18 protein-coding genes and 1 pseudogene are annotated in these 19,308 nt (G+C 70.3%); 10 read left to right on the top strand and 9 right to left on the bottom strand.

What is annotated here, in order from left to right; all coding sequences use genetic code 11:
- Positions 1–57: 57 nt before the first annotated feature.
- A complete protein-coding gene (locus tag G401_RS0131745; RefSeq protein ID WP_034593768.1) occupies positions 58–1,137 on the top strand; it encodes an LLM class flavin-dependent oxidoreductase in 1,080 nt (359 codons plus the stop codon).
- A 44-nt stretch (positions 1,138–1,181) separates the two neighbouring features.
- On the opposite strand, the gene G401_RS0131750 is transcribed toward G401_RS0131745, so the two are convergent.
- Positions 1,182–2,435: an NAD(P)-binding domain-containing protein gene (locus G401_RS0131750; protein WP_211240901.1), complete on the bottom strand. Its 1,254-nt coding sequence runs from the start codon at positions 2,433–2,435 to the stop codon at positions 1,182–1,184.
- Between the two features lie 73 nt (positions 2,436–2,508).
- The gene (locus tag G401_RS0131755) at positions 2,509–3,075 is read right to left on the bottom strand and encodes an OsmC family protein (protein WP_051367432.1); all 567 of its coding nucleotides are present in this window, start codon (positions 3,073–3,075) and stop codon (positions 2,509–2,511) included.
- A gap of 109 nt (positions 3,076–3,184) precedes the next feature.
- Between G401_RS0131755 and metX the strand changes: the two genes are divergently transcribed.
- Genes metX through G401_RS0131775 form a run of 4 tightly spaced genes read left to right on the top strand, consistent with a single transcriptional unit; the run spans position 3,185 to position 7,330 of the window.
- Positions 3,185–4,414 carry a homoserine O-acetyltransferase MetX gene (metX, locus tag G401_RS0131760; RefSeq protein WP_027345660.1) on the top strand — a complete coding sequence of 410 codons (1,230 nt, stop codon included), beginning with the start codon at positions 3,185–3,187 and terminating at the stop codon, positions 4,412–4,414.
- Positions 4,411–5,775 carry an O-acetylhomoserine aminocarboxypropyltransferase/cysteine synthase family protein gene (locus tag G401_RS49795; protein WP_051367433.1) on the top strand — a complete coding sequence of 455 codons (1,365 nt, stop codon included), beginning with the start codon at positions 4,411–4,413 and terminating at the stop codon, positions 5,773–5,775. Before metX ends, G401_RS49795 begins: the two co-directional genes overlap by 4 nt.
- Positions 5,772–6,290, top strand: coding sequence for a CoA-binding protein (locus G401_RS0131770; RefSeq protein WP_084557843.1), 519 nt, complete (start codon positions 5,772–5,774; stop codon positions 6,288–6,290). The genes G401_RS49795 and G401_RS0131770 overlap by 4 nt, the downstream gene beginning before the upstream one ends.
- Positions 6,290–7,330, top strand: coding sequence for a quinone oxidoreductase family protein (locus G401_RS0131775; RefSeq protein ID WP_027345662.1), 1,041 nt, complete (start codon positions 6,290–6,292; stop codon positions 7,328–7,330). Before G401_RS0131770 ends, G401_RS0131775 begins: the two co-directional genes overlap by 1 nt.
- A 528-nt stretch (positions 7,331–7,858) precedes the next feature.
- Here G401_RS0131775 and G401_RS49800 read toward each other — a convergent pair.
- Positions 7,859–9,331, bottom strand: a complete 1,473-nt coding sequence (locus G401_RS49800) for an amino acid permease (RefSeq protein ID WP_051367434.1) — start codon at positions 9,329–9,331, stop codon at positions 7,859–7,861.
- Between G401_RS49800 and G401_RS58700 the strand changes: the two genes are divergently transcribed.
- On the top strand, positions 9,330–9,668 hold the full coding sequence (locus G401_RS58700; RefSeq protein WP_407636960.1) for a pentapeptide repeat-containing protein: 339 nt from the start codon (positions 9,330–9,332) through the stop codon (positions 9,666–9,668). The two genes, G401_RS49800 and G401_RS58700, sit on opposite strands and share 2 nt — an antisense overlap.
- Here G401_RS58700 and G401_RS58810 read toward each other — a convergent pair.
- Positions 9,634–10,650 (bottom strand): LysR family transcriptional regulator, encoded by a 1,017-nt coding sequence (locus G401_RS58810; protein ID WP_034593770.1) that lies wholly within the window; start codon positions 10,648–10,650, stop codon positions 9,634–9,636. The two genes, G401_RS58700 and G401_RS58810, sit on opposite strands and share 35 nt — an antisense overlap.
- A gap of 529 nt (positions 10,651–11,179) precedes the next feature.
- Between G401_RS58810 and G401_RS57990 the strand changes: the two are divergent.
- Positions 11,180–11,605: pseudogene (locus G401_RS57990) on the top strand (EamA family transporter); the annotation flags it as partial.
- 107 nt (positions 11,606–11,712) lie between these two features.
- Here the strand turns inward: G401_RS57990 and G401_RS0131800 are convergent.
- Positions 11,713–12,813: a YeiH family protein gene (locus tag G401_RS0131800; RefSeq protein ID WP_051367435.1), complete on the bottom strand. Its 1,101-nt coding sequence runs from the start codon at positions 12,811–12,813 to the stop codon at positions 11,713–11,715.
- Positions 12,814–12,821: 8 nt separating this feature from the next.
- A complete protein-coding gene (locus G401_RS0131805; RefSeq protein ID WP_034593772.1) occupies positions 12,822–13,004 on the bottom strand; it encodes a hypothetical protein in 183 nt (60 codons plus the stop codon).
- A gap of 497 nt (positions 13,005–13,501) precedes the next feature.
- Here G401_RS0131805 and G401_RS57300 point away from each other — a divergent pair, with 497 nt between their 5' ends.
- Positions 13,502–13,960, top strand: a complete 459-nt coding sequence (locus G401_RS57300) for a hypothetical protein (RefSeq protein ID WP_027345668.1) — start codon at positions 13,502–13,504, stop codon at positions 13,958–13,960.
- Between the two features lie 107 nt (positions 13,961–14,067).
- The gene (locus G401_RS53600; protein ID WP_169734276.1) at positions 14,068–15,573 is read left to right on the top strand and encodes an HNH endonuclease signature motif containing protein; all 1,506 of its coding nucleotides are present in this window, start codon (positions 14,068–14,070) and stop codon (positions 15,571–15,573) included.
- Between the two features lie 163 nt (positions 15,574–15,736).
- Here G401_RS53600 and G401_RS55185 read toward each other — a convergent pair whose 3' ends face one another.
- Entirely contained in the window at positions 15,737–17,230 is a 1,494-nt protein-coding gene (locus G401_RS55185; protein ID WP_084557845.1) for an FAD-dependent oxidoreductase, read from the bottom strand.
- 114 nt (positions 17,231–17,344) lie between these two features.
- Here G401_RS55185 and G401_RS57305 point away from each other — a divergent pair, with 114 nt between their 5' ends.
- Positions 17,345–18,190, top strand: a complete 846-nt coding sequence (locus tag G401_RS57305; RefSeq protein WP_051367438.1) for a TetR/AcrR family transcriptional regulator — start codon at positions 17,345–17,347, stop codon at positions 18,188–18,190.
- A gap of 72 nt (positions 18,191–18,262) precedes the next feature.
- Here the strand turns inward: G401_RS57305 and G401_RS0131835 are convergent, their stop codons facing one another.
- Positions 18,263–18,997, bottom strand: coding sequence for a hypothetical protein (locus tag G401_RS0131835; RefSeq protein ID WP_027345669.1), 735 nt, complete (start codon positions 18,995–18,997; stop codon positions 18,263–18,265).
- Entirely contained in the window at positions 18,994–19,302 is a 309-nt protein-coding gene (locus G401_RS0131840) for a PadR family transcriptional regulator (RefSeq protein WP_027345670.1), read from the bottom strand. Before G401_RS0131840 ends, G401_RS0131835 begins: the two co-directional genes overlap by 4 nt.
- Positions 19,303–19,308 lie beyond the last annotated feature (6 nt).

Here is a 19,308-nt window from a genome sequence, read left to right on the forward strand (position 1 = left end):
AGTGTTAGTCTACAAACCCGATCAGTCAAGTAGGATATTGGTCAGGAGATTGATGCCGTGAGCGCGTTCCACTGGTTCCTCCCGACCGGGGGCGACGACCGCACCCTGCACCCCGGCGGCCACGGTGGCGGCATCGGCGCGGACGGGAGCGCGGCTCCGGCCGGGCGGCCGGCGACGCTCGCGTACCTGACGCGGATCGCGCAGGCCGCCGACGACCTCGGCTTCGACGGCGTCCTGACCCCGACCGGCGCGCACTGCCAGGACGCCTGGCTCACCACCGCCGCCCTCATCGCCGCGACCCGGCGGCTGCGCTTCCTGGTCGCGCTGCGGCCCGGCCTCGTCGCCCCGGTCCTCGCCGCCCAGATGGCCGGCACCTTCCAGCGCCTGTCCGGCGGCCGCCTCATGCTCAACGTCGTCGCCGGGTCCAGCGCCGCGGAACAGCGCGGCTACGGCGATTTCCTGGACCACGACCAGCGGTACGCGCGCGCGGCCGAATTCCTCGACGTCGTGCGGGCCGCCGCCCGGGGCGTGCCGTTCGACCACGCCGGCGAGCACTATACAGTGGACGGTGGCGCCCTGCGCGAGCCGGTCGACCCGTTCCCGCCCGTCTATCTCGGCGGCTCCTCGGAGGCCGCGATCGAGGTGGCGGCCCGGCACGCGGACGCGTACCTGACGTGGGGCGAACCGGTCGAGGCCGTGGCCACCAAGATCGAACGGGTCCGGCAGGCGACCGACGCCGGTCGCAAGCTCCGCTTCGGCCTGCGGGTCCACGTGATCACCCGGGACGACTCCGGGCGGGCCTGGGCCGACGCCGAGCGGCTGATCGCCGGCCTCGACCCGGCGACCGTCCGCCTGCGCCAGCAGCAGCTGTCCACTCTGGACTCCGAAGGTCAGCGGCGGATGCTGGCCCTGCACGGCGGCGACCCCGCCCGGCTGATCGTCGGGCCCAACCTGTGGGCGGGCATCGGCCTGATCCGGGGCGGCGCGGGCACGGCCCTCGTCGGCGGCCACGACGAGGTCGCCGCCCGGCTGCGCGAATACCAGCAGGCCGGTATCGACGAGTTCATCCTGTCCGGCTACCCGCATCTCGAAGAGGCGTACGCCTTCGCCGAGGGCGTGCTGCCGCTCCTCCGGTGAATCACAGTCTTCGTTGAATCACAGTCTTCAGTGAACCGCCGTCTTCACCAGCCGGCCACGTGGCCCGCGAGGTGGCCCGCGAGGTGGCCCACGATCTCGCGGGCGTCGTCCTCGATGCCGTAGAGGAACGTCGACTTGCGGCGGCGCAGCACGGGCAGGCCGAGCGCGTACAGGCCGGGGCTGGCCGCGCTGTCGACGACACCGCCCTCGTGGCGCAGCCGGCCCCGGCCGTCGAGCACGGGCACGTCGAGCCACGCGTAGTCGGGCCGGTAGCCGGTCGCCCAGACGATCGTGCGGATCTCGCCGGAGCCGAGGTCGAGCTGCAGCCGCGCCGATTCCGGTACGCCGGTCGGCGCGTACGGGTCGGGCGCGTCCGCCGCGGCGCCGGTCCGCTCCGCCCATTCGTCGAATGTGGACAGCAGTCGCCGCATCTTGAGATCCGCCAGGGAGAACACGTTGCGCAGCCCGCCGGAGAACAGCGCCCGGCCGTCGCGCAGGGCGGCCCAGCGGCCGACGAGCTCGACCCCGTCCGCGACCAGCGCGTTGAGGTCGAGCGTACGCCGTTCGGGCGTACCGGCCAGCTGCGGCGAGGGCAGCCGGCGGGCCCGGTCGAGGTCGTCGAGCTCGTCGAAGCGCTGGTCCCACACGCCCGACGCCGCCATCCACCACAGGACGTCCCGGCCGCGGTAGAGGCGCGGCAGGCGTACGTGCTCCCCCACCGACAGCACGACCGGCCGCCCCGACCGCCGGATCTCGTCCGCCAGCTGTACGCCGGTCGCCGAGGCGCCGACGACCAGCACCCCGCCGTCGGCCAGCTGATCGGGCGCGCGGTAGTCGAACGGCGTCAGCTGGTCGACCTTCGCGGGCACCGCCGCCTGCCAGTCCGGCACCGACGGCAGGTTGCAGGCGCCGGACGCGAGGACGACCGTGCGGCAGCGGAACTCGCCGGCGGTCGTCACGACCGCGTAGCCGTCCTCCGTCCGGCGCAGCGAGGTGACGGCGGTACCGGTGCGGACCGGCGCGGCCGAGGCGGCGGCGTACCCCGCGATGAGGTCGGCCACCTCGACCGCGGTCAGATAGCCGTCCGGGTCCGGCCCCGCGTACGCGTACCCCGGCAGGTCGGTCTGCCAGTTGGGGGTGAGCAGGCGCAGGGAGTCCCAGCGCTCGTGCCGCCAGGAGTTGGCCACCTCGCCGCGTTCGAGGACGACATGGTCGATGCCGCGGGCGGTGAGGAAGTGGCTGGCCGCCAGGCCGGCGTGGCCGGCCCCGACGACGACGGTGGTGACGTGCTCGATGATCGGGCCTCTCTCAGGCGGCTTCGATTGTCAGGCGGTTTCGATCTCAGGCGATGCCGATTCAGGCGATGCCGATTCAGGCGACTTCGACCGTGACGTTGGTCGGGTTGGTGAGCGCGTCGAAGACCGCCGAGCGCTTCTGCGACTGGGCGACGAGCGCCTCGATCTCCTCCGGCGTGGCGTCGGCGTCGATCGTGAAGGTGACCTTGATGTCGTTGTAGCCGTTGCGGACGTCCGGGTCGCCGAGGATGCCGCGGATGTCGTGCTGGCCCTCGACGGTGGACTCCACCGAGCGCAGCTGGATGCCGCGGTTCTGGGCGACCGACGCGACGCCCGCGGTCAGGCAGGAGGCCAGGCCGACCAGGAGGTACTCGATCGGCGTGATGCCGTTGTCCTCGGCGGCGAACACGGCCGGGTGGTCGGCGTCGAAGACCGTCTCGGTCTTGTGGCTCTGCTCCTGGCCGAGGCCGTAGAAGTTCTGCACGCGGGTCGTGCTGTGCACGCCGTTCTGCCACTTCGACGACGCGCGCCAGGTGAACTGGGCGGCCTCGGGCGCGCTCTTGAGCGCCTCGCGCGCGTCGAGCAGCGCCTGGACGTTCACACCGTTCTCGGCTGTGCCACTGCTGGTGCTGACCTCGGTCATGCGATGCCCCTCTCGCCTGCCGTGCCCGGCAGGCTATCCTAGATTTCCTATCGGATTGCAGGACTTTACACCGGCACCCACTCCGAGGACCAGGTCTATGATCGCGCCCATGCCTTCCGCAACATCGCCTGCCGGCTCGGTCGGTGTGGTCGAGACGCGGTACCTGGACCTGCCACGACCTGTGCCCCTCGACTGCGGCCGGGAGCTGTCCGGCGTCCGGGTCGCGTACGAGACCTATGGCGAGCTGTCCCCCGAACGGGACAACGTCATCCTGGTCTGCCACGCCCTCAGCGGCGACGCGCACGCCGCCGGGACCGCCGCGCACGCCCCCGCCGCGAGTACGCGCGACGGCTTCGCGGCCGAGCACCGCGACGGGTCGGCCGGCAAGGCGCTCGGCTGGTGGGACGGGATGATCGGGCCGGGCAAGGCGTTCGACACCGACCGGTTCTTCGTCGTGTCGACCAACGTGCTCGGCGGCTGCCGGGGCACGACCGGCCCGTCGTCGGTCGACCCGGCGACCGGTACGCCGTACGGGCCGGACTTCCCGGTCGTCACCGTCGCCGACATGGTCCGCGCCCAGCGCGCGTTCCTCGACGAGCTCGGCATCGAGCGGCTCGCCGCGGTCGCCGGCGGCTCGCTGGGCGGCATGCAGGCGCTGGAATGGGCGGTCCGCCATCCCGATCAGGTCGACGCGATCGTGGTCATCGCCAGTACGCACGCCCTGCACACCCAGGGTGTCGCCTGGAACGCGATCGCCCGCGAGGCGATCATGCGCGACCCGGACTGGCAGGGCGGCCGCTACTACGGCACCGGCCGCAAACCGGACGCCGGCATGGGCGTGGCCCGGATGGTCGGCCACGTCACCTACCTGTCCGCGCCCGCGCTGGCCGACAAGTTCGGTCGGCGGCTGCAGTCCGCCGACGACGTCCGCTACACCTTCACCGAGCCCGAGTACGAGGTGGAGAGCTACCTGCGCCATCAGGCGGAGGTCTTCGTCCAGCGGTTCGACGCCAACACCTACCTGCACACCTCACGGGCGCTGACGTACTTCGACCTGGCCCGCGACCACGGGGACGGCTCGCTGCTGAAGGCACTGTCCGGCATCGGGGCGCGTACGCTGCTGATCGCGTTCAGCTCCGACTGGCTGTATCCGCCGTCGGCCTCCGAGGAGATCGAGACGGCGCTGCGGGCGGCCGGCAAGCCGGTCGAGTACCACCTGATCGAGGCCCCCTACGGCCACGACTGCTTCCTGCTGGAGGAAGCTCGACAGACGCCGCTCGTCCGCCGGTTCCTGGCGGGCGGGACGACCGACCGACCATCCGGGGAGGATGCCGAGTGACCGAGTCACCGACCGCAGGGCCACCGCTTGGCAGTGGGCCGCGTACGGAGGAGGCCCGCGAGTTCGGGTTCGAGACCCGGCAGCTGCACGCCGGGCAGCGGCCCGACCCGAACACCGGCGCCCGGGCGGTGCCGATCTTCCAGACCACGAGCTACGTGTTCGAGGACCCGGAATCCGCGGCGGCCTACTTCAACCTGCAGGAGTACGGCAACACGTACTCGCGCATCATGAACCCGACCGTCGCGGTGTTCGAGGAGCGCGTGGCGAGCCTCGAAGGCGGCTGCGGCGCGGTCGCCTTCGCCAGCGGCATCGCCGCCCAGGCCGCCGCGCTGTTCACCCTGCTGCAGCCGGGCGACCACGTGGTCTCGTCGTCGGCCCTGTACGGCGGAACCGTGAACCAGCTCAAGCACCTGCTGCGCAAGATGAGCGTGGAACTGTCCTGGGTGGACCCCGACGACCCGGACGCCTGGCGCGCCGCGGTACGCCCGAACACCAAGGCCTTCTTCGCCGAGACGATCGGCAACCCGGCCGGCAACGTGCTCGACATCGAGACGGTCGCGGCCATCGCGCACGAGCACGGGCTGCCGCTGATCGTCGACAACACGTTCGCCACGCCGTACCTGTGCCGGCCGATCGAGTGGGGCGCCGACATCGTCGTGCACTCGGCGACCAAGTTCATCGGCGGACACGGCACCAGCATCGGCGGCGTGGTCGTCGAGGCGGGCACCTTCGACTGGTCCAACGGGCGCTTCCCGGTCATCGCCGAGCCGTCCCCGGCGTACCACGGGTTGCAGTTCCACGAGACCTTCGGCGCGTACGGCTATCTCATGAAACTGCGCGCGGAGACGCTGCGCGACCTGGGCGCGGCGCTGTCGCCGTTCAACGCCTTCCTGTTCCTGCAAGGGTTGGAGACGCTGTCGCTGCGGATGCAGCGGCACGTCGAGAACGCGCGGGCGGTGGCGGAGTTCCTCGCGGGCCACGACCTCGTCTCGAACGTCAGCTACGCGGGCCTGCCCGACAGCCGGTACGCGGACCTCGTGGCGAAGTACCTGCCGCTCGGGGCGGGCGCGGTGTTCTCGTTCGACTGCGCCGGCGGGCGGGACGGCGGCCAGGATCTGATCCGCGGCGTGACCCTGTGGTCGCATCTGGCCAACGTCGGCGACGCGAAGAGCCTGATCATCCACCCGGCCAGCACCACACACCGGCAGCTGGGCGACGACGAGCTGCGCGCGGCGGGCGTCTCCCCCGGCACCGTACGCCTGTCGGTCGGCACCGAGTCGGTCGCCGACCTGATCTGGGACCTGGAGCGGGCTTTCGCGAAGGTGGCGGCGAACATCGGCGGACGGGAGGCGGCGGCGTGAGCGGCGGAGAGCACAGCGGAGAGCACGGCGGAGAGCACAAGATCGGCGACTACCAGGACCCGGCCACGATCCAGCGGGTGATCCACACGGCACGGACGATCGCGATCGTCGGCCTGTCCGGCAACGAGCTGCGGGCCAGCAACTTCGTCGGCTACTACCTGCAGCGGCACGGCTACCAGGTCATCCCGGTGAACCCGCGGGAGTCGGAGATCCTCGGCCAGCGCAGCTATCCCGCCCTGACCGACATCCCCGTACCCGTCGACGTGGTGAACGTGTTCCGCGCGCCGGACGCGGTCCCCGGCATCGCCGCCGACGCCGTACGCATCGGCGCCCGCGCGCTGTGGTGCCAGTTCGGGGTCGTCAACGAGGAAGGTTCGCGGATCGCGGCCGACGCCGGGCTGGACGTGGTCGTGGACCGGTGCCTGAAGATCGAGCACGCGCGCTACGCCGGCCGGATGCACTGGCTCGGCTTCAACACGCACCGCATCACCTCGGTCCGCACCGGCCTGCAGTGATGCGCGCGGTACGCGTCGACCGGTTCGGCGGGCCGGAGGTCCTGACCGTCGTCGACGTCCCCGAACCGGCGGTGACCGACGGCGGGCTGCTCGTCGCGGTGCGGGCCGCCGGGGTCAACTTCGCCGACACCAGCCGGATCGCGGGCACCTACCGCCCCACGCCGGAGCTGCCGTTCATCCCCGGCACCGAGGTCGTCGGCCGGACCGCGGACGGGCGGCGCGTCCTGGCGACCCTCTTCGGAGGCGGCGCGTCTGACGGCGGCGGGCCTGAGGGCAGCGGGTCCGAAGCCAGCGGTTCTGAGGACAGCAGGTCTGGGGGCAGCCGCTCCGAGGGCGGCGGGTTCGCCGAGTGGGCCGTGGTCGATCCGCGCTCCACGGTGGAGGTTCCGGCGGCGGTGCCGGACGCCGAGGCGCTCGCGCTTCTCGTGCAGGGCCTCACCGCCTGGCACATCCTGCGCAGCTGCGCCCGGATCGGTCCCGGCGAGACGGTCGTGGTCAACGCGGCGGCCGGCGGCGTCGGATCGCTGGCCGTGCAGCTGGCCCGCCATTTCGGCGCGCGACGGGTCATCGCCGTCGCGTCGACGCCCGCCAAGCGCGCCCTGGCCGCATCGCTCGGCGCGCATGCCGCCGTCGCCGCCGAACCCGACGGGTACGCCGAACGCGTCCTGGCCGCCAACGACGGCCGACCGGTGGACATCGTGCTCGACTCGGTCGGTGGGCCGACGTTCACCGCCGCCCTGGACACGCTGGCGGATTTCGGCCGGCTGGTGACCTTCGGCAACGCCTCCCGGGCCGGGCGGCCGCCGGTCGACGCGGGCCGGCTCGCCGACCGCAACCATGCGGTCGCCGGATTCTGGCTGCGGCCCGCCCTCGCCGTCCCGGGCGCCTTCCGCGAACCCCTGTCGGCCATGTTCGACCTCGTCGCCGCCGGTACGCTGCGACCGCAGACCGGCGCGGCGTACCCGCTCGCGCAGGTGCGCCCGGCGTTCGAGGATCTGCTGGCCCGGCGGACGACGGGGAAGATCACGCTACGGCTGTGATCCTGGCTCTCCGGTCCGATGTGTGGGTTGCGCACGTCGGGGACAGGGCAAGATCCTTCATCATCAGGATTCTTTGTCCCGGGTTCGTCGATCTCGCCTCCGCTCCTCACGCGGGAGACCGCTCCGGCCTCTCCGCTTCGCTCCGAGGCCTCCACTGCCAGGTGAGTGGGGCGACGCATCGTCCGCCGTCGCCCGGTCGCCGTTTCACCTCAACCTGCGTGGTCCCGTCCCTGCCGGGCTTTGTCGCGACTGTCCGCTGTGCGCGATGGGCATATCTGCGACATGATCAAGGCCGGGGTGGCGCGAGACCGGCGGGGGTGGGGGTGAAACGGCGACCGGACCGCGGTGGATGATGCTTCGCCCCAGAAACCTGGCAGTGGAGTCCCCGGAGCGCAGCGATAGGGGCGCAACGGTCTCCCGCGCGAGGAGCGGAAGTGAGATCGACGAACCCGGGACAAAATGACCTTGATCTTGGTCCAGCCACACACACATGCAGGTGAAGAGCCATGATTCGGGTTGTGATCCTGCCTATGACCGGTCGGTGCTGTAGTTGGGGTCGGTGACGAGCCGGCTCTTGCGCACGCCGTAGGCGAAGTAGACGACGAGTCCGATGAGCATCCAGATCCCGAACCGCAACCAGGTCAGCGCCGGCAGGTTGAGCATCAGGTAGAACGATGCGAGGACGGCCAGGACCGGCACGACCGGTACGCCCGGCGTACGGAACGCCCGTCGCAGGTCCGGCCGCTTGCGGCGCAGCACCAGCACGCCGATCGCCACCAGGATGAAGGCGAACAGCGTACCGATGTTGACCAGTTCGGCGAGTTCGCTCAACGGGATGAAGACCGACAGCAGCGCCACGACGGCTCCGGTGATGAGAGTCGTGCGGATCGGCGTACCGAAGCGCGGGTTGACCTTCGAGAACTGGCGCGGCAGCAGACGGTCGCGGCTCATGGCGAAGAAGACGCGGCTCTGGCCCAGCATGAGGATCATCATGACCGTGGTGAGGCCGAGGATGGCGCCGATGGAGATGATGGTCGCGAACCCGGGGCGGCCGACCGAGCGGAACGCCTCGGCCAGCGGGGCGTCGACGCTGAGCTCGTTGTACTTCACCATGCCGGTGACCACCAGGGAGACCGCCACGTAGAGCGCCGTGCAGACGGCGAGCGAGCCCAGGATGCCGATCGGCACGTCGCGCTGCGGGCGCTTGGTCTCCTCCGCGGCGGTGGCCACGATGTCGAACCCGATGAAGGCGAAGAAGACCAGCGCGGCGGCGGTGAAGATGCCGCTCACCCCGAACGAGCCGGGCGCGAAACCGAGATCCTGCAGCAGGCTGGGCGTGCTCGTGGCGCCGCCGGCGCCCGTCGAGCCCGCGGGCGGGATGAACGGCGAGTAGTTCGACGCCTTGACGTAGAACAGGCCGGCGATGATGACGAACAGGACGATGCCCACCTTGATCACGACCATCGTGATGTTGACCCGCGAGGAGAGCTTGATGCCGAGGCACAGCACGAGGGTCAGGATCGCGATGATCACCGCCGCGACGAGATTGTGCCCGCCCCCGTACGCCCACGCCGGAATCGTCACGCCGGCGGACTTCATCAGGTCCGCGAAGTAGGTCGACCACCCGACCGCGACCGTGCTGGCGCCGAGCGCGAGCTCCAGGATCAGGTCCCAGCCGATGATCCACGCGATGATCTCACCCAGGCTCGCGTAGGAGAACGTGTACGCCGACCCCGCGACCGGGACGGTGCTGGCGAACTCGGCGTAGCACAGGGCCGCCAGGGCACACGCGATGCCGGCGAAGACGAACGACAGCGCGACCGCCGGACCGGCCTGGACACCGGCGGCCTTGCCGGTGAGGACGAAGATGCCGGTGCCGATGATCACCCCGACGCCGAACACGGTCAGGTCGACCGGGCCGAGCCGCTTGCGCAGCCGGTGTTCCGGCTCCTCGGTGTCCGCGATCGACTGCTCGATGCTCTTGGTACGCCAGACGTTCATGGCGCCCTCCTCACGTCAATCCCCACATCGGTTCCCGTGCCGCATCAGCTCCGGTGCCGCGGCCGTACCCGGGTGCCGATACCCCGCGCTTCTACCCCGCACCTCGGTCGGAAAACTCCATTCTGGAGGTGATCATCGCGAACGTCCCGATATCGGGCGTATTCATCATGGGCGTGTTCCTCTCGGGCGTGTTCACCTCAGGCGTGTTCACCTCAGGCATGTTCGGCTCAGGCATGCTCACCTCAGGACTGCTCGGCTCAGGCGTGTTCGGCTCAGGCATGCTCACCTCAGGCATGTTCGGCTCAGGCATGTTCGCCTCGGGCGTGCTCGCCGATGAGCCGCTGGACGAGCGCGGTGGCCGGCCAGGTCTCCTCCCCCGCCCGCGTGGCGGCGATCATCCGGCGGGCCAGCGGCACGAGCGTGATCGGCACCAGCCGCGTACCCGGATGCGGCCGCACGACCGCGGGCACGAGCGCGATGCCGAGGCCGGCCGCCACCAGCCGCTGGACCACGTCGAGGCTGTCCACCCCGTGGGTCACGTCGGGCGCGAACCCGGCGAGCGCGGTGAACCGGCGTACGAGTTCCTCGTCGTCGTCCGCGCGGCTGTTGACGATCCACGACGCGCCGGCCAGGACTCGCAGGTCCTCGGCCCGCGCTATACCCGTCGGCAGGCCCGTCGGCACAGGATGGGCCGAGGCGTCATCGTGACCGGAGGAGCTGTGACCTGAGGCGCTGTGACCTGAGGACCTGTGACCTGAGGCGCTGTGACCTGAGGACCTGTGACCTGAAGCGCTGCCGGCCGGCAGCGCGAGGAGCATCGGCACCTCGCAGAGCATCTCGGTGACGATCATCGGCGGCGGCGTACGCGGAACCAGCGAGTACTCGTAGACGAGACCCAGTTCGGCGCGGCCGGCCCGCAGCAGCCGTATCGTCTCCGGCGGTTCCCGCTCGTAGAGCTCGATCCGCAGACCGGGATGCGTCTCACGCAGCCGCACGGCGACCTCGACCACGTCGGCTTCGAGCGCGCTGCTGTACGCCGCGACGCGTACCGTCCCCTGTGGATGGTCGGCGGCCAGGGCCGTCCGGGCGGCGCCCATCTCGGTCAGGATGCGCCGCGCATGCGGCAGGAACGCCCGGCCGGCCGCGGTCAGCCGCAGCCGCCGGCCGTCGGGTTCGGCCAGCGCCGAGCCGACCGTCTTCTCCAGCCCGGCCAACTGCTGGGAGACGGCCGACGTGCCGTAGCCGGTGGCCGCCGCCACCGCCCGCAGGGTGCCCCGGTCGGCCAGTTCGACCAGCACGCGCAGCTGACGAAGATCCATCCCTTCATTGTGCGCCCGTCGGCCGGGCGATCATCCGCGATTCGCGGATGGTCCGTCCACGTACCCGCGCTGGACGCGGCCGTCCGGGCGCGGTTGAGTGGAGATCATGACCACCCCTGCCCACCCGGCCACCGGCACCGCAGTACCTGGCACAGCCGTGCCCGGCACCGTCCTCGTGCTGGGCTCGATGCTGTCGGTGCAACTGGGCACGGCCCTGGCCACGCCGATCTTCCCGGAACTCGGCGCGGCCGGCACCGCCTGGATGCGGCTGGCCTGGGCGGCGGTCTTCCTGCTGATCGTGGTCCGCCCGCGCCTGCGGGGCCGTTCCGTGCGGGATTTCGCGGCCGCGGCCGCCCTCGGCGCCACCTCGGCCGCGCTGACCGTCCTCTTCTTCGCCGCCGTCGCCCGGATCCCGATCGGCGTCGCGGCCACCATCGAGTTCCTCGGCCCGCTCGCCGTCGCCCTCGCCGCCTCCCGGCGCCGCGCCGACCTGCTCTGGTCGCTCCTGGCCGCCGCCGGCGTCGCCCTGATGAGCAGCGGCGCGTTCACCGGATCACCCGGCGACTGGCCGGCCGGGCTCGGCTTCGCCCTCGCGGCCGCGGGCTGCTGGGCGGCGTACATCCTGCTCACCCGGAAGGTCGGCGCGCGCTGGTCCGGCTTCGAAGGCCTGTCGATGTCCATCGCCGTCGCCGCGATCGTCGCCGCGCCGCTCGGGGCCACCCAGGCCGCGCCAGGCATCAGCGTACGCACGGTCGCGATCACGGCCGGCCTCGCGCTGCTCCTGCCCGTTCTCCCGTACGCGCTGGAGATGCTGGCCCTGCGCCGCATGCCGGTACGCGATTTCAGCATCATGATGAGCGTCGAGCCCGCGATCGGGGCGATGATCGGGCTGGCCCTGCTGCACCAGGTGCTGACGGCCGCCCAGTATCTCGGCATCGCCCTGGTCATCGTCACGAACATCGTCGTGACCCGGCGGTCCGCCGGCGGGCGTCCACCGGAGAGCCGTGAGCGAGGCGCACGGCGTACGCCTCGCTCAGAAGATCAACCGAGGTCCGAGACGGGTCAGCCGAGGTCGAAGACGGCGGTGGCCCCGAGGACCAGCAGCAGCGAGGTGACCGCCACGACGGCGAGCGAGAGCGCGCCGACGAGGAAGGGCCGCCAGCCGCTCTTCGCGAAGGCCCGCAGGTCGGTGTTGAGCCCGACGCCCGCGAAGGTCAGCAGGAACGCCCACTTGGAGACGTTGCCCAGGCTCGCGATGTCACCCTTGGTGAACACTCCCCAGGTGGCGAGCGCCGAGACCGCGATGAACCCGAGCACGAACTTGGGAAACTTCTCCCACACGAACCTCGCCCGGTTGCCGAAGCCGGAGGCGACCCCGGCCGCCTGCCCGCGCGAGGCCCAGTAGAGCGCGAAACCGAGCACCACGAACCCGATGAGCGCGTTGCGGGTGCTCTTGACGAGAACGGCGATGTTCTGCGCCTCCGGCCCGTAGATCGCGCCGGTGGCCGTGGTTTCGGCGGTGTTGTCGACCGCCAGGCCCGCCCACAGCCCGAACGCGTGCTGGCTCAGGTGCAGCGCGTGCCCGATCGCCGGGAACGAGAACAGCGCAACAGCGCCCAGCGCGAGAATCGCCGCGATGGAGTAGCCCGACTCCTCGTCGTCCGCCTCGATGGCGCCCTTCCCCGCGATGATCGCCGAGACGCCGCAGATGGCCGTGCCGATCGCCAGCAGAGAGCCCAGCTTCCCCTTGAGCCCGAACGCCTTGCTCAGCAGCAGCACGGTCGTGACCGCGATCGTGCCGTCGATCAGGATCAGGCCGAGGCTCACCCCGCCGACCTTCGCGAGGTCACCCAGAATGAACCGGGCCCCCAGCAGCACGATGCCGATCTTCAACCAGAACTCGTACGTGCCGACGCCCGGCCGGAAGATCGGATGTACGCCGATCGTGTTCGCGATGATCAGCCCGAGCACGATCGCCCACAGGACATACTCGATGTCGGGCAGATGCGTACCGGTCTTCGCGGCGACGACCTTCAACTCGGCCTGGGCCCACTTGCCCGCGAGACCGATGACGATCAGCAGCAGAATCCCCGGAACATAGCGGAGAACCGGTACGCCGGTGAACCGGTCGGCCCAGGGGCGAGGTGCGGTCGCGGTGGACATGCGCTCCCCTACTTGATCAGCGGAATGGTGACGGTGTCCCACGGAATCGCGGGCAGGACCCTAACGGCCGCGAGCACGGCGAACACCGCGCCGACCGCGACGGCGATCCAGTCGACCGGAACGCCGCGCCGCGGCCCGGCCGGGTCGGTCGCCGGGGTTTCGGCGGCGGCCGGCTGAACGTCTTGGGACATGAGGACTCCCGACAGGGCGTACGCCACCGGCACCCGGACTGCCCGGATGCCGTTGGGGCACAAGGGTTGTGTACGGCGGTTGGCGCAAACGGTAGACAGCGGGCGAGGCGCGGGTCAATACCCTACCAACCAGATAGATTTTAAATGTTTTGAAACCATCTATGGCACTCAGGAGCAGACGACCTGGATACTGAAGCCGCACCGATGGCATCTACCGGAATACATGCGGTACGGTCCAATCGCACGGCGGCGGGCCGAATGGAGCACTCCGGCGGCGTACACGTCCAGGATGAGCCGGTCGACTTGATCGCTGGCCAGCCCAGCCATAGTCTCGATCCGCGACTGCCGGTCGACGAAGATCACTTGAGTTGCCACAGACCAGTTGATCTACCCGCGATTGGTCATCGCGTCCACGTGCGACACGTCACAAGCCGATCAACCTCTGGACGGTACAGGTGCCGCAGTCACGACCCCTCCCGGACGCACAGGACTGGACGGTGCGGGGCCTGTCCCTGCCTGCTGCGCTGATCTCACTGCTCGAAACCAGAGGCTGGCTGCCCCCAGGGCCACGAGTACTGCATGACGTCATACCGTGGTTCGCCGACCCGCTCATGTTCATGGCAGACCTGCATGACATGCGGCTACAGAACAAGGCGCTGGACTCCATCGCCGACAACTCCTCGCTCAGCTCCCTGTTCCGCATCACTCGCGCCAGTCAGACCGGACGAGACCTCGACCTCCCCTGGCTCGACGCCGACCAGGCCGTACTGATCGCCGTCAACGAGCATGCCGGCGACGATGTCGCGCTCGCTCTGGACTACCGCACCGACGCGGCCAATCCACGAGTCGTCGCATCAGACATCTGGTCAGACGCCACCCAGCACTCCTGGCGGATCGTCACGCCCACCTTCACCGATCTTCTCGCGGCATTCAATCGATCAGCATCAACTGAATAACCCTACGCCTCGGAGTGTTGATCGTGTCCGTCCGTTATAGACACTGAACTGCTCGTAACTGGGGCTTGGCCTGCGGTTTGTCATACGTGGCGCCTAGTCTTCGTCGTGTGGGTGAGGCGTTGGCCGGGCAGTTGTCGGAGGCGGTGCGGGGGCTGCTGGACGCGCCGTTGTCCTCGCTGCCCGACGACGCCCTCCTTGCCGAGCTCTCCCTGCTGTTCACCGCGACCCAGCAGCTGACCGCCCGGGTCGTGGCGGAGGTCGGCGAGGCCGCATCCCGTGGCATTCCTGCCGCGCACGGCGCCTCCGGTACGCGCGCCTGGCTGGCTGAGCTGCTCAGCATCTCGGTACGCTCCGCCGCCGGGCTGACGAAGCTGGCCGAGCGGCTGCCGCGCCAGCCTGTCGTGGCGCAGGCATGGGCCCGCGGGGCGCTGAACACCGAGCAGGCGCAAGCAATCTCGGCACTGGTCGCAGACCTGCCCCCGGAGGTCGGATCGGCCGGGAAGGCCCGGGCCGAACAGGCGCTCACCGACCTGGCCGTGGGCCAGAAGTTGCGGCCGGAGACCCTGGCAGCGCACCGACGCTCCATCCTGGAGACAGTTTCGCCGGAGATCGCCGAGGACCGCCTACGGCGCGAACTCGAACGAGCCAACCGGTCGGCGTACCTACGACGGGCGTTCACCCTCACACCCAACGGCGAAGGCGAATACCGGATCACGGGCGTACTCGACAGCGCGGCCGCCGCCTATGTGCGGGCAGCACTGGATCCGATCAGCGCCCCCGGCGCACTGGGTTCGCTGCTCGGGCAGCCACCATCCGCAGACGGTGCCGGACCTTCGGGCAGAGGTGCGCCCGGGTCTGGTTCCGCTGGCGCCATAGATGCGGACGGCGATGCAGCGACATCCGGTGGCGGCGGGCCGGACTTGGATGGCGACGCGCCGGGTTTGGCTGATGGCGGGCCGGGCTTGCCTGATGGCGTGTCGGGCTTCGCCGGCGGCTTGTCGGCGCGGTTCGCCGACGCGCTGGACGACGCCGGCCGTGATACCCGGAGTGCCGCCGCCCGGCGCGCGGACGCTCTGACCTTCCTGTGCGCCCAGGCCCTCGCCGACGGTGAACTCCCGAGGTCCGGCGGCGAGCGACCGCAGCTCGTCGTCACTCTGTCCTGGGAGCAGCTGCGTGAGCAGCTCGGCCACGGCCTGCTCGACACCGGCGACCTGCTCACCCCGGAAACCGTGCGGCGCCTCGCCTGCGACGCGCAGATCATCCCCGCCGTCCTCGGCGGCGACGGCCGGGTCCTCGACGTCGGCCGCGCCCGGCGGCTGATCGACGGTTCACTGCGGCGGGCCCTCGTGCTGCGCGACCGAGGCTGCGCCTGGCCGGGTTGCGACCGCCCGCCGCGCTGGTGCGAGGGACACCATGTCGTGTCATGGTCCGACGGCGGCCCGACCAGCCTCGACAACTCGGTCCTGCTCTGCGGCCACCACCACCGTGAGATCCATCGTGGCGCCTGGCAGGTCCGCATCAACCTCAGCGACGGGCGGCCGGACTTCCTGCCGCCGAGGCACCTCGACCCGCTGCAACGCCCGCGCCGCAACATGATCCACCGGCGGACATGAGCCGGCAGCGACTGAGCTACTTCCGGAGGTGGGCTACCGACGCACATGGGCTGCCTGCGGGAAAGGGCTGCCTGCGGGAAGGGGCTGCCTGCGGACCTGAGTTACCTGCGGGCGTGAGCTACCGCGGACGTGAGCTGCGTTGCCTGGCTCTCGCTTCAGCCGATCATGAGCCGAAGGACGCCGCCATCCGCCGCCGCAACGCGGGCACACGGTTCACCATACGCAGCACTGTCTTGAACATCGCCGTACGCGCCCGGTTGGGCGTACCGGCCTGGCGGGTGTTGCGCAGGGACAGCTTGACCGCGCGGAAACCGTAATCGAGCATCTCCCGCTCGTAGCGACCGAGCGAGTCGAGCACGCCGAGCTCCCCGCGGGCCGCCGCGATCAGGTTGCGGCGCAACAGATCCGCGTCCCGCAGGGCGGTGTTGGCACCGATACCGCCCATCGGCGTCATGTTGTGAATCGCATCGCCGAGCAACGTCACCGGACCTGTACGCCACGGCGACACGGGTGCGGCGCTCTTGAGCGGGACGGCGTTGACCGTCTGCGGGTCGCTTCCGGCGAACAGGTCACGCAGCGCGGGCGACCACGTCCGGGTGCGGTCCAGCACGAACCGGATCAACTCGTCCCCCGGCATCTCCGCGGCGCCGGGCGGGAACTGGTCGGCCGCATCCGCGTACGCCCAGAAGGTGTAGTCGGCGGTGTTGTCGAGTAGGAAGTTGTCGAGAAGGAAGTTGTCGACAAGCAGGCCGGCGGGCAGGTCGGGGCGAGTCGCGACGGTCTTGCGGTCGTGTTTCCAGACTGCGGTGAACAGGAACCCGCGATCAGCGGGGATCACCATGTTGGCGTCCTCGGCCAGCGCGCGCGGCAATGCGGCCGAACCGTCGTGGCGGTACTTGCCGGCGACGGCGAGGACGCCGGTGTCGTCACGACGCGCGTGCGGCAGCAACTGGTGTCGTACGCGCGAGTTGGCGCCGTCGGCCCCGACGAGGATGTCGGCGTTGGCTGTGGTTCCGTCCTCGAAGTACGCGGTGACCCCACCGGGACCGACCTCGTAGCGCACGAATCTCTTCCCCAGCCGCAGAACCCCCTCCGAGCCAGGGCTGTCCGAACCAGCACCACCCGAACCAGCACCACCCGAAACGGCACCACCCGAAACGGCACCACTCGAAGCAGCACCAACCGAAGCGGCGCCACTCGAAGCAGTGCCAACCGAAGCAGCGCCAACCGGAACAGCGCCAACCGGAACAGCGCCATTCGTGGCAGCGCCCATCGGAGCAGCGCCAACCGGAGCAGCACCGTCCAACCCAGACAGTAGGACCTCGCGCAGGCTGATCCGGCTGACGCCGTAGTGGCGGGCGGTCGGGTCCTGGTGGCCGGCGATCTCGGCGCCGGTGAAGCGCAGCAGGTCGGACAGCTGGTCGGTGGTGAAGCCGAAGCCGCCGTCGGTGGACGAGACGGTGGCGAGGAACTCTTCCCAATTGGACCGGGGCAAGCATGCATGCAGGGCGCTGCTGCCGTGCGGATTGATGTGGATGCGGTAGCCCTGCAACCAGTCGGTACGCGCCTGCGCCCGCTCGTAGACGGCCACACCGATGCCGGCCTGCCGGAGCCCGTGCGCGAGCGCCAGCCCGCCGATACCGCCACCGATGATCATCACTCGCAAGTCCTTCACGTCTTCAGTCTTCACGCGTACATCTGTTTTTGTCAACCATACGTTTGATTAGCTCACGTGCATAGATGACTCTGCTTGATCCGCTATCGTGTGCCCATGAGCCAGCCACGCCGGTCACCCCGCGCCGAAGAGCGCAAACGGGACCCCGAGCGGACCCGGGAGAAGATCCTCGACGCGGCCGTCGTCGAGTTCGGCGAGCACGGGTACGCCGGTGCGCGCATCAGCGCCATCGCGAGCCGGGCCGGAGTGAACCAGCAGCTGATCTCGTACTACTTCGACGGCAAGGAAGGCCTCTACCGGGCGCTCATGGAGCAGTGGCGGTCGGTCAGCGGCGAGATCAACCGTCCTGACGTCCCGCTGCACGCGGTCGTCGGCGGCTTCGTCCGCGCGTCGGTCGAGCAGCGGTCGTGGTCACGCTTGCTCGCCTGGCAGGGTCTGACCGAAACGGAATCCGGCTCAGGAAGCGAGTCCGGGCCAGCAAGCAACTCCGGAGCCAAGCGCGAGTCCGGGGCCGAGCACGAGTCCGAGGCTGAGCACGAGTCCGAGGCTGAGCACGAGTCCGAGGCTGAGCACGGGTCCGGGCCAAAGAGCGAGTCCGAGGCCGGGAACAGATCCACGGCGCAGGCAGGGACCGGTACGCCCGACCCCTACTTCGACGCGATGGTCGCCGACGTACGCCGGCGCCAGGCCCACGGCGAGATCGCCGCCGATCTCGATCCGGCGTACGTGCTGCTGGTGATGTTCACGGCGGCCCTGGCTCCGACGGTGATCCCGCACATCGTCCGGCGCATCACGGGCCGGGCGGCGGACTCACCGGAATTCCTCGACGAGTACGCCGACCAACTCCGCCGGATCACGGCACACCTGGCAGCGGACAGCCCTGCCGCGGAAAGCCCTGCCACAAAGAGCCCTGCCGCAGAGAACTCAGCCACGGAAGGCTGAGCCGCAGACAGCCCCGCCACGGAAGACCTCAGTCACAGAAGGCTCAGCCCCGGAAGACCCAGCCGCCGAGGGTTAGACCGACGGGGACCGGCCGCGCAGGCCGATCGCGCCGCCGATCACCGAGAAGACCGTGCCGAAGGCGCCCAGCAGGATCGGCATGCCCACGAGCGCGCCGAGCAGGCCGCGGTTGATGGACGCGCGCATCGATCCGCCGCCGCTGTCGGCGAGTGCCTGGATCTTCTGCGGCTGGCGGCTGACGATGTCGAGCCAGATGTTGTCGACGGCCAGGAACGTGCCGATGGTGAGCAGGCCGATCACCGCACCGGCGATCGCTCCGCACAGCGCGGCGGTCTTCAGCGCGCCGCCTCGGCGTACGGCGAGGTAGCCGATCCCGGCCAGGACCGCGAACACGGCGATGTACGCGCCTAGCACGCTGACGGTGTCGTCGTCCGTGGTGCTGGGGAACACCACGTTGGTGAGCACGATGTCGAGCGACAGTGCGGCCCACACGACGAGGGCCGGGATCAGCACGAGACCGACCGTGCGCTTCGCCGGAACAGCCGTGCTCTTCGCGGGGACAGCCGAGCCATTCGATGGGACGGTCATACCAGTCTCCACTTCGGACGCTTCAGGCTCGGGGGCGAGGGCGATCCGGGCGTCGAGCGCGCCGCGGATCAGATCGGCGGCCAGGCGTACGCGGCGGCGGGCCGATCGTCCTTCGAGCGGCAGCTCTTCGAGCAGTGCGCTCATCTCGGCCGCGTAGCGCTCGCGCCACCAGGCCGGGTAGAGGCCGAGGATCCACTTCATGCGTACGCCGCCAGCCGCCGCAGCCCCGCGCCGGTGACCTGCCGGGCATGTTCGAGGTACGCCCGAAGCGCGGTGGCGCCGGCCGGCGTGATCTCGTACGGGCGGCGGCGCGCCTCTTCGGGCAAGGCGCGGATGAGTTTGCGGTTCTCCAGCCGGGCCAGGGCGCCGTAGAGCGTTCCCGGTCCGATGGTCGTGCCGGCGAGGGACTCGATGTCCTGGATGAGCGCGTAGCCGTGCTTCGGGCCGCCGGCCAGGCTGGTCAGGATGAGAACGCTGGGGTCGGCGAACCGGCCGAGATCATCCATCGAAGC

Source organism: Hamadaea tsunoensis DSM 44101 (genome assembly GCF_000428945.1).
Lineage (GTDB): Bacteria > Actinomycetota > Actinomycetes > Mycobacteriales > Micromonosporaceae > Hamadaea > Hamadaea tsunoensis.

Excerpts from the sequence above, each read along its gene's own strand:
- G401_RS55185 (WP_084557845.1), bottom strand. The coding sequence starts at position 17,230 with ATGATCATCGGTGGCGGTATCGGCGGGCTGGCGCTCGCGCACGGGCTC.
- G401_RS58810 (WP_034593770.1), bottom strand. The coding sequence starts at position 10,650 with ATGGATCTTCGTCAGCTGCGCGTGCTGGTCGAACTGGCCGACCGGGGC.
- G401_RS58700 (WP_407636960.1), top strand. The coding sequence starts at position 9,330 with ATGGCGCCCTCCTCACGTCAATCCCCACATCGGTTCCCGTGCCGCATC.
- G401_RS0131800 (WP_051367435.1), bottom strand. The coding sequence starts at position 12,813 with ATGTCCACCGCGACCGCACCTCGCCCCTGGGCCGACCGGTTCACCGGC.
- G401_RS57305 (WP_051367438.1), top strand. The coding sequence starts at position 17,345 with ATGAGCCAGCCACGCCGGTCACCCCGCGCCGAAGAGCGCAAACGGGAC.
- G401_RS0131755 (WP_051367432.1), bottom strand. The coding sequence starts at position 3,075 with ATGACCGAGGTCAGCACCAGCAGTGGCACAGCCGAGAACGGTGTGAAC.
- G401_RS0131835 (WP_027345669.1), bottom strand. The coding sequence starts at position 18,997 with ATGAAGTGGATCCTCGGCCTCTACCCGGCCTGGTGGCGCGAGCGCTAC.
- G401_RS0131775 (WP_027345662.1), top strand. The coding sequence starts at position 6,290 with ATGCGCGCGGTACGCGTCGACCGGTTCGGCGGGCCGGAGGTCCTGACC.
- G401_RS0131805 (WP_034593772.1), bottom strand. The coding sequence starts at position 13,004 with ATGTCCCAAGACGTTCAGCCGGCCGCCGCCGAAACCCCGGCGACCGAC.
- metX (WP_027345660.1), top strand. The coding sequence starts at position 3,185 with ATGCCTTCCGCAACATCGCCTGCCGGCTCGGTCGGTGTGGTCGAGACG.
- G401_RS49800 (WP_051367434.1), bottom strand. The coding sequence starts at position 9,331 with ATGAACGTCTGGCGTACCAAGAGCATCGAGCAGTCGATCGCGGACACC.
- G401_RS0131840 (WP_027345670.1), bottom strand. The coding sequence starts at position 19,302 with ATGGATGATCTCGGCCGGTTCGCCGACCCCAGCGTTCTCATCCTGACC.